General features: G+C 64.6%; 15 protein-coding genes. 1 reads left to right on the top strand and 14 read right to left on the bottom strand.

Translation table 11 applies throughout. The annotated features are described in order from the left end of the window. Positions 1–13 precede the first annotated feature (13 nt). Genes pcaG through pcaD form a run of 4 tightly spaced genes read right to left on the bottom strand, consistent with a single transcriptional unit; the run spans position 14 to position 2,585 of the window. Positions 14–628 carry a protocatechuate 3,4-dioxygenase subunit alpha gene (pcaG, locus tag AC04SI_RS03075; protein ID WP_404282457.1) on the bottom strand — a complete coding sequence of 205 codons (615 nt, stop codon included), beginning with the start codon at positions 626–628 and terminating at the stop codon, positions 14–16. Further along, positions 628–1,380 carry a protocatechuate 3,4-dioxygenase subunit beta gene (pcaH, locus tag AC04SI_RS03070; RefSeq protein WP_488473901.1) on the bottom strand — a complete coding sequence of 251 codons (753 nt, stop codon included), beginning with the start codon at positions 1,378–1,380 and terminating at the stop codon, positions 628–630. The genes pcaG and pcaH overlap by 1 nt, the downstream gene beginning before the upstream one ends. Continuing rightward, complete coding sequence (gene pcaC / locus AC04SI_RS03065) at positions 1,373–1,783, bottom strand: 4-carboxymuconolactone decarboxylase (protein WP_404282460.1); 411 nt, start codon at positions 1,781–1,783, stop codon at positions 1,373–1,375. The genes pcaH and pcaC overlap by 8 nt, the downstream gene beginning before the upstream one ends. Then, positions 1,776–2,585 (bottom strand): 3-oxoadipate enol-lactonase, encoded by an 810-nt coding sequence (pcaD, locus tag AC04SI_RS03060; protein WP_404282462.1) that lies wholly within the window; start codon positions 2,583–2,585, stop codon positions 1,776–1,778. The genes pcaC and pcaD overlap by 8 nt, the downstream gene beginning before the upstream one ends. 92 nt (positions 2,586–2,677) lie before the next feature. Here pcaD and pcaQ point away from each other — a divergent pair, with 92 nt between their 5' ends. Beyond that, the gene (gene pcaQ, locus AC04SI_RS03055; RefSeq protein ID WP_404282463.1) at positions 2,678–3,595 is read left to right on the top strand and encodes a pca operon transcription factor PcaQ; all 918 of its coding nucleotides are present in this window, start codon (positions 2,678–2,680) and stop codon (positions 3,593–3,595) included. A gap of 149 nt (positions 3,596–3,744) precedes the next feature. Here the strand turns inward: pcaQ and AC04SI_RS03050 are convergent, their stop codons facing one another. From AC04SI_RS03050 to AC04SI_RS03005, 10 genes are all read right to left on the bottom strand, one after another. Then, positions 3,745–4,473: an ABC transporter ATP-binding protein gene (locus AC04SI_RS03050; RefSeq protein WP_404282464.1), complete on the bottom strand. Its 729-nt coding sequence runs from the start codon at positions 4,471–4,473 to the stop codon at positions 3,745–3,747. Further along, positions 4,454–5,218 carry an ABC transporter ATP-binding protein gene (locus tag AC04SI_RS03045; RefSeq protein WP_404282466.1) on the bottom strand — a complete coding sequence of 255 codons (765 nt, stop codon included), beginning with the start codon at positions 5,216–5,218 and terminating at the stop codon, positions 4,454–4,456. The genes AC04SI_RS03050 and AC04SI_RS03045 overlap by 20 nt, the downstream gene beginning before the upstream one ends. After that, positions 5,215–6,216 carry a branched-chain amino acid ABC transporter permease gene (locus tag AC04SI_RS03040; protein ID WP_404282468.1) on the bottom strand — a complete coding sequence of 334 codons (1,002 nt, stop codon included), beginning with the start codon at positions 6,214–6,216 and terminating at the stop codon, positions 5,215–5,217. Before AC04SI_RS03040 ends, AC04SI_RS03045 begins: the two co-directional genes overlap by 4 nt. A gap of 3 nt (positions 6,217–6,219) precedes the next feature. Further along, positions 6,220–7,080: a branched-chain amino acid ABC transporter permease gene (locus AC04SI_RS03035; RefSeq protein WP_404282470.1), complete on the bottom strand. Its 861-nt coding sequence runs from the start codon at positions 7,078–7,080 to the stop codon at positions 6,220–6,222. A gap of 76 nt (positions 7,081–7,156) precedes the next feature. Then, entirely contained in the window at positions 7,157–8,329 is a 1,173-nt protein-coding gene (locus tag AC04SI_RS03030) for an ABC transporter substrate-binding protein (protein ID WP_404282472.1), read from the bottom strand. A 198-nt stretch (positions 8,330–8,527) separates the two neighbouring features. After that, positions 8,528–9,382 carry a sugar phosphate isomerase/epimerase family protein gene (locus AC04SI_RS03025; RefSeq protein WP_192180714.1) on the bottom strand — a complete coding sequence of 285 codons (855 nt, stop codon included), beginning with the start codon at positions 9,380–9,382 and terminating at the stop codon, positions 8,528–8,530. Between the two features lie 3 nt (positions 9,383–9,385). Continuing rightward, positions 9,386–10,162 carry an ATP-binding cassette domain-containing protein gene (locus AC04SI_RS03020; RefSeq protein WP_404282474.1) on the bottom strand — a complete coding sequence of 259 codons (777 nt, stop codon included), beginning with the start codon at positions 10,160–10,162 and terminating at the stop codon, positions 9,386–9,388. Beyond that, positions 10,159–11,151: an ABC transporter permease gene (locus AC04SI_RS03015; protein ID WP_006204680.1), complete on the bottom strand. Its 993-nt coding sequence runs from the start codon at positions 11,149–11,151 to the stop codon at positions 10,159–10,161. The genes AC04SI_RS03020 and AC04SI_RS03015 overlap by 4 nt, the downstream gene beginning before the upstream one ends. 68 nt (positions 11,152–11,219) lie before the next feature. Continuing rightward, complete coding sequence (locus AC04SI_RS03010) at positions 11,220–12,209, bottom strand: sugar ABC transporter substrate-binding protein (protein ID WP_404282476.1); 990 nt, start codon at positions 12,207–12,209, stop codon at positions 11,220–11,222. A gap of 75 nt (positions 12,210–12,284) precedes the next feature. Continuing rightward, positions 12,285–13,355 carry a LacI family DNA-binding transcriptional regulator gene (locus AC04SI_RS03005; RefSeq protein ID WP_192180711.1) on the bottom strand — a complete coding sequence of 357 codons (1,071 nt, stop codon included), beginning with the start codon at positions 13,353–13,355 and terminating at the stop codon, positions 12,285–12,287. Between the last annotated feature and the right edge of the window lie 100 nt (positions 13,356–13,455).

Genomic DNA, 13,455 nt, shown 5'->3' with positions numbered 1-13,455 from the left:
GCGGCGGTCACGGTCAGCTGTCGAAGAAGACCGTCTCCTTCTCACCCTGCAGATGGACATCGAAGATGTAGCTGTCGCCCTTGCGTTCGGCGATCAGCGTCGGCACGCGCACCCGATGCTCGATGCGGGCCAGGATCGGATCCTCGGCATTGGCCTTTGCCTCGTCGGAAAAATAGAGCCGCGTGTGCAGGCCGATGTTGATGCCGCGCGCCACGATCCACAGGCTGACATGCGGCGCCATCAGCCGCCCGTCGCGGAACGGAACACGACCTGGCTTGATCGTCTGGAAGGTGCATAGCCCCGTTTCCATGTCGCTCGGGCAGCGGCCCCAGCCCAAAAAATCCGGATCGGCTGCTCCGCGCAATTCGGCCGGCGAATTGTAGAGCCCATTGGCATCGGCCTGCCAGATCTCGATCAGCGCATCCCTGAGCGGCGTACCGGTGCCGTCGAGCACCCGGATCTCGAGCCCGATCCGCTCGCCTTGGGTCTTGTCGTTGACCATCGAAGCGCCGAGATCGGCCGGATAGACCCCACCGATGCCGCAGAAGTTGGGCGTCAACCCGATATGCACATAAGGGCCGGCGGTCTGCGAAGGGCTTTCCTTGAGACGGTCAAGCGACTGCGCCATCAATTGCCCTCCGGCCGGTTCTCGAACAGCGAGGCGCGCCGTCCGCGCAGCACGATGTCGAACTTGTAGGCGCGCGCATCCATCGGAATGGTCGCCTGCATGTCCAAAGCGGCGATCAGCGTGTCGATTGCCGCTCTGTCGCGAATGCCGCGCACGATCGGGCAATGCCAGATCAGCGGATCGCCTTCGAAATACATCTGCGTGATCAGCCGCTGCGCAAAGGCGTGGCCGAAAATCGAGAAATGGATGTGCGAGGGCCGCCAGTCATTGGACCCGTTCGGCCAGGGATAGGGCCCGGGCTTGACGGTGCGAAAAGCATAGCCCCCATCCTCGCCGGTTATGGTGCGGCCGCAGCCGCCGAAATTCGGATCGAGCGGCGCCAGATAGCCGTCCTTCTTGTGGCGGTAGCGGCCGCCTGAATTGGCCTGCCAGAATTCGAGCAGCGCGCCCGGCACGCCCTTGCCGCGCTCGTCGAGCACCCTTCCGTAGACGATGATGCGCTCGCCGATGGCGCTTTCGCCGGGCCCGGCGAAATTGTGGATCAGATCGTTGTCGAGTTCGCCGAGCATGGCGTGGCCGAACACCGGGCCGGTCAGTTCCGACGCCGTGTTGTCGAACGCCAGCAGCGCCTTCTGCGGCGAGCGCAGCACGGAGGTCTTGTAGTCCGGCGTCAGCACCGGCGGGTGCCATGTCCGGTCGCGCGGGAAGAAGGCACCGGTCTCCGGTATCCGGTTCGAGCCGGGCTCAGGCATGGGCGCCCTTGCCTCCATCCATTTGCGAGAACACCTCCTTGGCGATCTTGAAGGCGCGGTTTGCCGCCGGCACGCCGGCATAGATCGCGACATGCAGGAACGCCTCGCAGATATCGTCGCGTGAGGCGCCGGTGTTGGCGGTGGCGCGCACATGCATGGCCACCTCCTCATCATGGCCGAGTGCCGCCAGCAGCGCCAGCGTCACGATCGAGCGCTCACGATGACTCCAACCGGGCCGCGCCCACACGGTTCCCCAGGCGGCCTCGGTGATCAGGTGCTGGAACGGCCGGTCGAAATCGGTGGCGGCGTCCTCGGCGCGATCGACATGCGGATCGCCGAGCACCGAACGCCTGACCGACAGTCCGGTGCGGAATGCGTTTGTATTCTTCGACACTTCATCCATGAGTTTGCTTTCCATCGGCAAGCGAAGCGACAAAGTCGCGGATCAACACGGTCAGCGCCTCAGGCTGCTCGACGCAAGGGATATGCCCGGCGTCGCGGATCACCTCGAAGCGCGCGCCGGGGATGAGATCGGCCAGCGAGCGCACAAGCTCGGGCGGCGTCGAGCCGTCCTGGTCGCCGACGATGCACAGCGTCGACACCGCGATGCGGCGCGCGGCCTCGGTGAAATCCGCGTCGCGAATGGCAGCGCAGGTCCCGGCATAGCCGGCGGGCGCCTGCCTGGTCAGCATGTTCCAATAGCCGTCAAGCTCGGCCGAACGCGCCGTGTGGAAGGCGGGGGTGAACCACATTTTGAGTACCCCGTCGGCAATCTCCTGGATGCCCTTGCTTTCGACTGTTGCAATGCGCGCGTTCCAGCTGTCCGCCGTGCCGATCTTGTGCGCCGTGTCCGACAGGATAAGGCCTTCGACACCTTCGGGGCGCCGCGCATAAAACCCTTGCGCGATGAGCCCGCCCACCGACAGGCCGCACAGCACGACCTTGCCAAGACCGAGATGGTCGATGAGGCCGCAGAGATCGTCGACATGATCGTCGATCGAGTTGACACCGCCAATATCGGAGAGCCCATGACCGCGCTTGTCGTAGACGAGCAGAGGCATTTCACCATCAAGCGCCGAGACAATTTCGTCCCAGATCCGAAAGTCGGTGCCCAGCGAATTGATGAACACGATCGGGCGCGCATTGCCAGCTGCCGGCCTGTAGCAGTGATGCAGCGTGATGCCGCCGATGCTGACGAATGGCACGATTTCGATCCTCCACTGCTACCTTGCACTAGGTGTTTGGTTCGGTAAAATGATATTTTGCGGCATTTCATTAACTTGGGGGTTATCGAACCATGGCCGAAAGCCGCATCCGCTTCAGACACCTGCAGGCGTTTCTCGAAGTGGCGCGGCAAGGCAGCGTGGCGCGCGCCGCCGATTTCCTGCATGTCAGCGCGCCGGCGGTGACCAAGACATTGCGCGAACTGGAAGAGGCGCTCGGCATCGCCGTCGTCGAGCGCGACGGCCGCGGCATAAGGGTGACGCGGCTCGGCGAGATCTTCCTCGGTCATGCCGGAACGGCAGTCACCGCGCTCAAGCGCGGCGTCGATTCCGTCCGGCAAGACGGCGCCATCAACCGCCACCCGATCCGCATCGGCGCGCTGCCCACCGTGTCGGCGCGGGTGATGCCGCTCGCCATGAGCCTGTTCCTGAGCGAGAACACCGGCGCCGCGATCAAGATCGTCACCGGCGAAAATGCGGTGCTGCTCGAACAATTGCGCGTCGGCGCGCTCGACCTCGTCGTCGGCCGGCTCGCGGCGCCGGAAAACATGACCGGCTTCTTCTTCGAGCATCTCTATTCCGAACAGGTGCTGTTCGTGGTGCGGGCCGGACATCCGTTGCTCGAGCCTGGCCAGGACGTATTCGCCCGCCTCGACGAATTCCCGGTGCTGATGCCGACGCGGGAATCCGTCATCCGCCCCTTCGTCGACCGCCTGTTCATCACCAATGGCATGACGGCGCCGGCGACCGAGATCGAGACCGTCTCGGATTCCTTCGGCCGTTCCTTTATGCGCCAGAGCAATGCTGTCTGGATCATCTCGGCCGGCGTCGTCGCCAACGAAATCGCCAGCGGCGCCTTCGTCGCCTTGCCGGTCAACACCGAGGAGACCAAGGGACCGGTTGGCCTGACCATGCGAACCGACACCGCCCCTTCGCCGGCCTTCACCATCCTGCTGCAGACGATCCGCGAGGCGGCCAGCCACCACGCCTGACGCGCACCAGCGCCCCTGCCTCTTCCGGGAATTGCTCTTTGTCTTTGCGCAATTCCGGACGGAAAACCGCTGCACACTTTTCCTGGAATTGCTCTATGTCTTTACGCAATTCCGGACGGAAAACCGCTGCACACTTTTCCCGGAATTGCTTAAGCGATCGAATGCGGCATCGCGGCAACGCCAAGCAGCCTCTCGATGGTCTGCGGGCTGGCGCGCAGTGTCGCCGGCGTCCCCGTCCAGGCGATCCGGCCGCGCTCGAGGATGAGCACCTGATCGGCGAAGTCCAGTGCGGCCCGGATCCTTTGCTCGACGAGCAGGATGGTCATTTCGCCGCCGGAAGCGAGCCGTGTCAGCGCCGCCATAAGTTCGTCGCAGATCACGGGCGCCAGTCCTTCGAGCGGCTCGTCAAGCATCAGCACGGATGGACGGCCGAGAATGGTGCGCGCCGTCGTCAGCATCTGCTGTTCGCCGCCTGAGAGCTGGTTGCCGCGATTGCGCCGCCGCTCCTTCAGCCGAGGGAACATGGCGTAAGCCTCGTCCACGGCCGAGCGCTGGCGATCCTTCAGCCCGACGAAGAGGTTCTCCTCCACGGTCAGCGACGGGAAGATGCCGCGCTCCTGCGGCACGTAGCCGAGGCCAAGCCAGGCGCGCGAGGCGCTGTCCTTGCCGACGATGTCGACGCCCCCGAGCCTGATCTCTCCGGCATGGCGCCGCGTCTGGCCGGCGATCGTGGCGAGCAGTGTCGATTTGCCGACGCCGTTTCGTCCGAGCACCGCCAGCCTGGCGCCCGCAGGCGCAACGAAAGACACGTCTTCGAGCACACGGGTCTGACCGTAGCCAGCGGTCAGACCCGATATCTCAAGCGGCGCTGCGGTCATCGGCATAGCTCCCGAGATAGGCCTCGCGCACGCGCGCATCCTTCGTCACGTCGCCGGGTGCGCCGTCGAAGATGATCGTGCCGGCGGCCAGGACGATGACCCGTTTGGCAAAACGGAACACAAGATCCATGTCGTGTTCGATCATGAGCACCGCCAGGTCGGCGGGAAGCCCGGCGAGTGCGGCCTCGATGCGCGGGGTTTCGCTTTGCGGAACACCGGCCGCTGGCTCGTCCAGCAGCAACACTTTCGGTCTCAACGCCAACGCGAACGCAATCTCCAGCAGCCGCTGCTGCCCGTAGGCGATCTCCGCAACCTTGCGGTCGGCGGCGGCCTCCAGGCCAAGCGTGCGCAGCAGCGCCTCGCTCTCTTCGAGGACTTCAGGCATCGACCAGAACGTTCCGTACAGGCGGCCGGTACGGCCCTGGCGCTGCAGGACGGCGAGTGCGAGATGTTCCCGCGGCGTCATCTCCGGGAAGAGACGCGTGACCTGAAAGGACCGTACCAGGCCGCGTTGCACGCGCTGCATCGGCTTCATGCCGTTGATCTGATCGCCGGCGAGGCGGACGACCCCTGAATCCGGTTTCAGATGGCCGGTGACGAGATTGACGAACGTGGTCTTGCCGGCGCCGTTTGGCCCGATAAGCGCCACGCGGTCGCCGGGCGCCATCGCCAGCGAGACGGCCTGGGTCACCGCCAGCCCGCCGAAGGCCTTGCTCAGCCGCTCGACCTCGAACAAAGCGGTCATCGCCGCCTCCACTGATCGAACAGCTGGGCGGCCGTGCCAAAAATGCCGCGCGGCGCAAACAGCACGACACCGACCAGCAGCGCGCCCATGATCGTCAGCCAGTGGAACGGGTTGGCGGCGGAAACGAAATCCTCGAACAGCATGAAGACGACCGTGCCGATGATCGCGCCGTAGAGCGATCCGGTGCCGCCAAGCACCAGCATCACCAGCGCCTGCGCCGAGAGGGTGAAGCTCAGGCTGTCGAGCCCCACCACCTGGGTGGAGATTGCATTGAGGCCACCACCGACGCCGGCGACCAGGCCGGAGATGATGTACATCTTGAGCAGTGTCTTGCGCACCGACGCACCCATTGCCGCAACCCGGATCGGATCCTGCCGGATGCCGCGGCAGAGCATGCCAAACGGGGAGCGCGACAGGCGCTGCAGCAGGAAGAAGACAATCACCAGCAGCGCTATTCCCAGCACATAGGCGGTGCGTCCCCAAAGATCGAATGCGAAAACGCCGAACAGCGGGCTTGGCGCAATGTCCGTCAGGCCATCGCTACCGCCGGTCCAGCTCGCGGCCTTGTTGGCCGCCTCGTGAAAGAGATTGACGATGGCGATCGAAAGCACGAGTTGCCCGAGCCCGTGGCCGCGCAGGACGACGAGGCCGGATATGAGGCCGGCGACCGCGCCGCCTGCGGCGCCTGCCGCAATCATGGCGATCGGGTCCGATATGCCGAAATGCGCGGCGGCGATGCCGGCGGCATAGGCCCCGGCACCGAACAGCGCGGCGTGGCCGAGTGTCGCCACGCCGCAGAAGCCGGTCACGAGATCGATCGACAGCACCAGCATGACGATGCCGATGACGCGCGTGAGCAGCGCAAGATTGTTGGGAAACAGCAGATAGCCGACGATCGCCGCCGCAAGGATCGCCGCAAGGCCGATCCAGTCAGCCGAAGCGGGGGAACGCGGCCTGGCGACTTGCCCGGCGAGGCTTGCAGGATGATTGGCGTCCATCCGTCAGGCCCTTCCAAGCAGGCCGCGCGGGAACGCGCAGACGATGACGATCACGGCAAGGTAGAAGAAGAACTCGCCATATTCCGGCACCAGATAACGTCCCGTCGTGTCGACCGCGCCAAGCACGAGGCAGGCAAGCAAGGCGCCGCCGATCGAACCGGCTCCGCCGACCGAGACGACTACGAGGAAGGTCACCATGTAGCGCAGCGCGTAGTAGGGTTCGATCGGCAGCAGTTCGGCGCCGACGATGCCGCCGAACGCTGCAAGGCCGACAGCGATGGCGAAGCTCGCCGCATAGACGGATTTTGTCCTCACGCCGAGCGCAGCGGCCATCGGCGCATTGTCCACCGAGGCGCGCAGCTTCACCCCGAAGGGCGTCCTCTCGACGAGATACCAGAGCGCCGCTGCGACGGCGAGGCCGCACAGAATCGCAAACAGCTTGTGCGCGGCAATCGAACGAAAGCCGAGATCGACCGGGCCGCTCAGCATGGCGGGCAACGGGATGGTCTTGAGCGTCGGCCCGAATAGATAGTTCGCGATGCCGATGATGCAGAAGGTGATGCCGATCGTCATGAGTACCTGGATGAGTTCCGGCTTGTTGTAGATGCGGCGGTAGAGCAGTCGCTCGATCGGTGCAGCAATCACAACGGTGCCGGCCACCGCCAGCACGACACCGGCGACATAGCCCAGGCCAAGATCACGCACGGCATAGGAGGCGAGATAGCCGCCGACCATCGCGAAGGCGCCGTGCGCCAGATTCACCACCCGCATCAGACCCATCGTCATCGACAGGCCGATCGAGATGACGAACAGCACCATGCCGTAGGCAAGGGCGTCGACCGCGATGCTGAGCACGCTCTGCATGTCTCACTCCGAGGGCTCGCCGCGGACGGCCGCCCGCGGACATGGATCTGGCGGCTGGGGGCTCGCCTCGGCAAGGTTACTTGGCGGCGGCGAGACCGGGATCGGTCATGTTCGCGAACGTCTGGATCTCCTTGTTGTAGTAGGTGCCGTCAGCGGCCTTGGCGACCTCCCGCAAATAGATGTTCTGCCTGAGGTGGCGGCTTTCGGGATCGATCGACACTGGTCCGCGCGGGGACTCCCAGGCCATGCCCTTGACGGCGTCGACGGCCTTGGCGGCATCCTGCTTGCCCCCTGTCGCCTCGATCATCTTGTAGATCACCCGCATGCCGTCATAGGCACCGACCGACGGGAAGGACAGCTCGGCCGGATTGCCGATCGCGGCACGCGCCGCCTCGACAAACTTCTTGTTCTCGGGTGAGTCGTGCGCGATCGAATAGTGAAAGGTGGTCGTTACGCCGAGGGCAATATCGCCCAGCGCTGGCAGATCGGATTCCTGCGTCAGGTCGCCAGGTGCCAGGAACTGGATGCCGGCTCCCTTGAGGCCGTTCTCGTTGTAGGACTTCAGGAAGCCTAGGGTGGTCGGACCGGACGGCAGGAAGGCAAACACGGCCTCGGCGCCGGAGTCCTTCACGCGCTGCATGATCGGACTGAAATCGGTCGTCGAAAGCGGCATGCGAACCGACTCGACGATCTCCCCGCCATCCGCCTTGAAGGTGGTGGCGAAAGCCGTCTCGGCATCGACACCGGGGCCGTAGTCGCTGACGACGGTGATGACCTTTTTGATGCCGCGCGCGGTCGCCACCTTTGCCATCGGTACCGACGTCTGCCAGAGCGTGAAGGAGGTGCGCACGACGAGCGGGCTCTTGGTCACGATCGCCGACGTCGCCGCGTTCATGATCACCATCGGCACGTTCGCCTGCTCGAGAAGCGGCGTGACCGCCATGGCATCGGGCGTGAAATAGAATCCGGCGAGATACTGGACGCTCTCCTTGACGACCAGATCCTGGGCAAGTGCCTTGGCTTGCGCGGGGTTGGCTGCCGGAAGGTCGCGATAGACGATTTCGACGTCGTCGTTGCCGACCTTCGCGCCGTTCAACGCCATCCAGGCGTCGATGCCGGCCTTGAAATTCTTGCCCTGGATGGCGAAGGGACCGGAGAACGGCCCGACCACGCCGACCTTGATCGTCTCCGCACCAGCGGCTCCGCTGAGCGCTATTGCCGCCACCGCGGCCAGAAGCATGCGTTTCATGGCTTTCCTCCCTCAGCAGCCACCCAGCCTCCAGCAGGGTTTTCGACCGCATCGGTCTGGTCTCTCATGCAGAAATGGTGATGTAAAATGAAAATAAGTCGTCGATTGTTAACCTCCTGGATAGGGAATCCGAAGCGAAGGCGGCCATGGTTTCCGCCGGCGCTGCTTTCGGTCGCCACTGAAACGAGCGGAGTGGTGCTATCCGAGAGTGAGCCCGGCCTTGCGCGCTTCCTCGCGCAGGAACGGCAGCCCGACCTCGATGACGTCGCGCGGGTCTTCCGCCACCGGGCGCCACACCGCGAGGCCGCCGGCGATATCGACGTCGACATGGTTCATGCTTTCCAGCGTGATCGGCCCCTCATAGCCGATATCGGCGATCGCCTTCATGCAGGCAGCCCAGTTGAGCATGCCGCGTCCCGGCACGCCGCGATTGGCCTCCGACACGTGCACATAGCCGAGGAAGGGCGCGGCCGCCTCGAAGCCGGCGGCAAAGCTCTCCTCCTCGATATGCATGTGATAGGTGTCGAGGTGGATGAAGATATTGGGCGCGCCGATGCGTTCGATGATCCGCGTTGCATCGATGCCGCGGTTGATCAGGTGCGTCTCATAGCGGTTGCAGGGCTCGATGCCGAGCTTCAGGCCGCGTGACTTTGCCGCCTTCGCCGCCCGTTCGAGGAAACGGCACATGCCGTCGATTTCCTTGCGCGTCGGCGCCCGCCCGGTGGTCTTGCCGATCGTGCCATAGGTGACGCCGCCGAGGGCCTCGGCGCCGACCTCGTTGCAGACCTTGAAGGCCGGTTCGAGGAAATCCAGCGCCTCGTCCGGCCGCTCGACCACGTCTAGCGCGCGCGGCAGGCCGAGCGACGGGATCAGCTCGACGCCATAGTGATTGGCGAAGGCGCGGGTGCGCTTGGTGTCGATCTCCTCAGGGCGCAGCAGCGGGATCTCCATCAGCCCGATGCCATATTCCTTCAGCCGGTCCATCTGCGGCTCGATTCGCGCGAGGTCCCAGACCGGGGCAATGGCGAAAGTGTGCAGTCCAAAAGTATTCATCAGTCAGCCTCGTTGTTCATGCGCCGCCGCGGCGCTGGTATCGCCGCCGCCGACGATGCGGCTGACGACTTCGTTCATGTTGGTCTTGGCGGTGACGAGATCGGCATCGGCGCGGCCGTGGCGCAGCACCACGATACGGTCGGTGACCGAGAGCACGTCGTTCAGCCGGTGCGAGATCAGGATAACGGCGATGCCTTCCGACTTCAGCCGCCGGATCAGGTCGAGCACGCTCTGCACCTCGCGCACCGCAAGGGCAGCCGTCGGCTCGTCCATGATCACCAGCTTCGGATTGAAGGTCAGCGCCCGCGCGATCGCCACTGTCTGCTGCTGGCCGCCCGAGAACGAGCCGACCGAGCGGTTGATCGAAGGCAGATGCGCGCCGAGCCGCTCGATCATTTTCGCGGCCTGGCGGTCCATCTCGGCCTTGTCGACAATACCCGGAAACAGGCCGAACAGCTTCTTCGTCGGCTCGCGACCGAGGAAGATGTTGGCGGCTACGTCCTGTTGCTTGGCCAAGGACAGGTCCTGATAGATCATCTCGATGCCAAGTTCGCGCCGCTGGCCGGGATCGAGCGCGAGAATGTCCTTGCCGTCGAATTCGATCGAGCCGGAATCGGCCCGGTATATACCGGTAATGGTCTTCATCAGCGTCGACTTGCCGGCGCCATTATCGCCGACGAGGCCGACGACTTCGCCCGCCGCGACCGAAAGGTCGACGCCATGCAGCACGTCGACCGCGCCAAAACTCTTTCGAATGCCATGGAGCGAAAGAAGGGTCATACGCGCGACTCCTTCCGGACCTGATATTGGTCGATGAACACCGCAAGGATCAGCACCGCGCCGATCGCCATCTGCTGGTAGTAGGACTGCACGGCAAGCAGCGTCAGCCCGTTCTGCAGCACGCCCATGATCAGCGCGCCGATCATCGTGCCGAGGATCGAGGCGCGGCCGCCGAACAGATTGGTACCGCCGATGATCGCCGCGGTGATCGCGGTCAGCTCGTAGTTGATGCCGGCCGTCGGGTCGCCGGCGTTGACGCGGGCGGTGAACAGCAGGCCGGCAAGGCCGGCGAGCGCCCCGGACAGCGTATAGATGATGCGGCGGTGATGTTCGACGCGGATGCCGGCGGCGCGCGCCGCACCTTCGCTGTCGCCGAGCGCCAGCGTGTGGCGGCCGAAGCGTGTATAGGCGAGCACGCAATGCGCGACGATGGCCGTCAGCACCAGCAGGATGACCGGCATCGGAATGCCGAACGGCCGGCCCTGGCCGATATAGACGATCGCCGCCGGCAGGCCGTAGATCGCCCTGCCCTGCGAAATGACCAGCGCCAGGCCACGCGCCAGGCCGAGCATGCCGAGCGTGACGATGAAGGCGGGCACGAACGCGCGGGTGACCAATTGCCCGTTGATGTAGCCGGCAAGCCCGCCAGCCAGAATGCAGGCGATGACCGCAAACACCGACGGCCAGCCGAGATTGACGGCAACGAAGGCGCCGGCCACGCCCGCCAGCCCCATGACCGAGCCGAGCGACAGGTCGAGCCCGCCAGAACCGATGACGAAGGTGGCCGCGATCGCCAGCACGCCGATCGTCGAGGTCGCCAAAAGGATGTTGAGGAAATTGCTGAGCGACAGGAAGAAGGGCGACAGCACCGCCATCGCCGCGCTCAGCGCCAGAAGCACGACAAGCGATTCCAGCCTTATGTGGAGCCGTTCGACGGATGCACGCTGCACCCGAGCCCAGAAACCGGGCTGCGCCATTTCGGAAGCCATGTTGCCTCGCTTGCGAGAAAAGAAGTTGGCTGGCGCAGGCTAAACCCGCGCTAGCCCGTCCGGGAGGACTATTTCACATATTCGAGCATCGGCTCCTTGCCGGCGTCGAGCACATCCTTGGTCAGCACCAGCGTCGGCACGGCGATGTTCTCCTCGACCTTGTCGCCGGCGATCGCCTTCTTGACGTTCTCGACCGCCTGCTTGCCGACCAGATAGGGAAGCTGCGCCACGGAAGCGTTGAGCCGGCCTTCTTTGATCGACTTCACGGCATCCGAATTGCCGTCGACGCCGATGATCGTCACCTGCTGGCCCTTGCCGGCGGCATAGACGGATTCGACCGCGCCCAGCGCCATGCCGTCATTGGCGCAGAAGATGGCGACGAGATCCGGATGCGCGGTCAGCGTGTCGGTTGCGATCGACGCCGCCTTGCCGCGGTCCCAGTCGCCGGGCAGCGAGGCGACCACTTCCAGCCCCGGCGCCAGTTCCTTCAGTTTGTCGGCAAAACCCTTGGCGCGCTTCTCGCCGGTAATGTTGCCCGACAGGCCTTCGATGACCAGCACCGGGCCCTTGGCGTCCTTGCCAAGCTTGGACACCAGATATTCGGCGCCCTGCCCGCCGGCCGCGACATTGTCGGAGCCGATGCGGAAGGTGATCTTGATGCCTTCCTTGTCGAGCACCGCCGGATCGAGATTGCCGTCGAGATCGACGACCTTGATGCCGGCACCCTGCGCCGCCTTCAGGCAGGGCAGCAGATTGGTGGAGTTGATGGCGGCGGTGATCATCGCCACGGGCTTGCGTTCGAGCATGGTGTTGCAGAGGTTGAGCTGCGGCTCGGCCGCCTGGTCGCTTTCGGCCGCCTGCTGGAAATACTTCACGCCGGCTTCCTTGGCGCCATCCTCGACGCCCTGGCCCATCGCGCCCCAGAACGGATTGGCCAGCGTCTTCATCAGCACGCCGTATTCGCCGTCCTCGGCCTTCGCCGAACCGATGGCCGAAACGGCCAGAGCGACGCCGAGGGCAAGAGTAAATCGATTTATCTTTAGAACCAATGCTTTCATGTCTTCCTCCCTGTTGATGTCACGCGCCACAAGCCAAAGCCAGGTGCGGCGCTACTTAGTTGTCGACAATGGGGGCTATTGTCGGTTTCCTCCCCCGGAATGCGGGCCGCTGCCTGGCGAGCCAACGGATTCCCGCATCAAAACCTTGCAAGGCTCGAGCCGCGCCTTGGGCGGGCCGTCCCCGCCATCGATCCTGGCAAACAACACATCCATTGCCTGGGCGGCGATCTGCCGGACCGGCTGCACCACGGCGGCGATGGCCGGCCATGTCACCTGCATCCATTCGGCATCGTCGAAGCCGACCAGCGAGATGTCGTCCGGGCAATGCCAGCCGCGCCGGCGGAATTCCGACAGCGCCACCAGCGTTCCCTTGAGAAACAGCGAATAGACCGCCGTCGGCCGTTCGCCCCCTTTGGCGCCCTTGTCGAAATAGTCGTGCAACAGCGCACGCAACGGCTCGACTTCGCTCTCCGAAAGCACGACGTCGATCCGCACGTCCGGCACCAGTTCCAGCGCCTTGGCACGAAACCCGTCGAGACGGGCGCGCACCGTCGCCGCCTGCTGACCAAGGCCGATGACGAGGATGTGGCGGTGCCCCTTGCCGATCAGTTCGCGCGCCACCTCTGCGCTGGCGGCAGCACTGTCGGCCGAGACCGTGTCGAAGGCATCGTCGGCAAGCACCCGGTCGATCAGCACGCCGGTCATGCCATTGGCCTTCATGAAGCCGGCTGCCGGGCCATGCTCATTGCGCACCGGCGCCAGCACCACGCCGGCGACCCGCCAGTCATGCATGCGCGCAAGGACCTCCTTCTCGCGTGCTTCCGATTCACGGCTTGAGGCAGCCACCAGCGTGTAGCCGCGCTGCTCGGCGAGGCCCTCAAGTTCGCTGACCATCTGGCCGAAGAATTCGCTCTCGAACTCGGGCATGATGGCGCCGATGATGCGGCGCTTCGCCCGCCGCATGTCGGAGGCCAGCGGATCGACACGGTAGCCCAAATGCTCGACGGCATCGAAGACACGCTGCGCATTTTCGGGCTTCACCGTGGTGACGCCCGCCAGAACCTTGGAGACCGTGGCCGCGGACACACCGGCGCGGCTAGCCACGTCGTGGATCGACGAACGCCGCTGGGCTTGCCGATGCGCCATTATCCTCCTCCCGAGGGCAGGTCACTGCCTGCCGCGCCGTTGGCGTAACCGATAAATCGATTTTTCGCAGTTGTAAATCGTTTAATCATGAGTAAAACAC

Source organism: Mesorhizobium sp. CNPSo 4689, assembly GCF_057784325.1.
Note: the sequence above shows the minus strand (reverse complement) of the source record. Positions and strands in the feature narration are given on the sequence as shown.

Excerpts from the sequence above, each read along its gene's own strand:
- AC04SI_RS03050 (WP_404282464.1), bottom strand. The coding sequence starts at position 4,473 with ATGACCGCAGCGCCGCTTGAGATATCGGGTCTGACCGCTGGCTACGGT.
- pcaC (WP_404282460.1), bottom strand. The coding sequence starts at position 1,783 with ATGGATGAAGTGTCGAAGAATACAAACGCATTCCGCACCGGACTGTCG.
- pcaH (WP_488473901.1), bottom strand. The coding sequence starts at position 1,380 with ATGCCTGAGCCCGGCTCGAACCGGATACCGGAGACCGGTGCCTTCTTC.
- AC04SI_RS03035 (WP_404282470.1), bottom strand. The coding sequence starts at position 7,080 with ATGCAGAGCGTGCTCAGCATCGCGGTCGACGCCCTTGCCTACGGCATG.
- AC04SI_RS03025 (WP_192180714.1), bottom strand. The coding sequence starts at position 9,382 with ATGAATACTTTTGGACTGCACACTTTCGCCATTGCCCCGGTCTGGGAC.
- AC04SI_RS03040 (WP_404282468.1), bottom strand. The coding sequence starts at position 6,216 with ATGGACGCCAATCATCCTGCAAGCCTCGCCGGGCAAGTCGCCAGGCCG.
- AC04SI_RS03015 (WP_006204680.1), bottom strand. The coding sequence starts at position 11,151 with ATGGCTTCCGAAATGGCGCAGCCCGGTTTCTGGGCTCGGGTGCAGCGT.
- AC04SI_RS03030 (WP_404282472.1), bottom strand. The coding sequence starts at position 8,329 with ATGAAACGCATGCTTCTGGCCGCGGTGGCGGCAATAGCGCTCAGCGGA.
- AC04SI_RS03005 (WP_192180711.1), bottom strand. The coding sequence starts at position 13,355 with ATGGCGCATCGGCAAGCCCAGCGGCGTTCGTCGATCCACGACGTGGCT.
- pcaQ (WP_404282463.1), top strand. The coding sequence starts at position 2,678 with ATGGCCGAAAGCCGCATCCGCTTCAGACACCTGCAGGCGTTTCTCGAA.
- pcaG (WP_404282457.1), bottom strand. The coding sequence starts at position 628 with ATGGCGCAGTCGCTTGACCGTCTCAAGGAAAGCCCTTCGCAGACCGCC.
- AC04SI_RS03045 (WP_404282466.1), bottom strand. The coding sequence starts at position 5,218 with ATGACCGCTTTGTTCGAGGTCGAGCGGCTGAGCAAGGCCTTCGGCGGG.
- AC04SI_RS03010 (WP_404282476.1), bottom strand. The coding sequence starts at position 12,209 with ATGAAAGCATTGGTTCTAAAGATAAATCGATTTACTCTTGCCCTCGGC.
- AC04SI_RS03020 (WP_404282474.1), bottom strand. The coding sequence starts at position 10,162 with ATGACCCTTCTTTCGCTCCATGGCATTCGAAAGAGTTTTGGCGCGGTC.